1 pseudogene is annotated in these 326 nt (G+C 87.4%); it reads right to left on the reverse strand.

From position 1 onward, the window contains the following. A pseudogene (locus HOY81_RS27150) lies at nt 1-326 on the reverse strand (NADH-quinone oxidoreductase subunit C); the annotation flags it as partial.

The raw sequence follows: 326 nt of genomic DNA on the forward strand, positions 1-326 counted from the left end.
CCGGGGCGTCCGCGGGCGGGGCCGCGCCGGGGTGGCCGGGCTGCGCGGGGCCGGGTCCGGCCGCGGGCAGGGCGTGCCCGGCCCGTGGATCGGCCGCTCCCGCGTCCGCGTGCTCGCGGGGGTCCGGCGGGGCCGCTGTGCCTCCGGGGGCTCCGGGGGCTCCGGTGTGCGCGGGGCCGGGCCCGGCGGCCGCCTGGGTACGCGGGTCCGGCTGCGGACCGGGCGGTGCCGCCTCCGGGGCCTGGTCGGCCGCGGCGGGCGGCAGGGCGAAGGGGGCGTTGCCGGAGGGCTGCCCGGCCGCCTGCTCGGCCGCACGGGCCCGGGCC

Source organism: Streptomyces sp. JJ36, assembly GCF_021696945.1.
GTDB lineage: Bacteria > Actinomycetota > Actinomycetes > Streptomycetales > Streptomycetaceae > Streptomyces.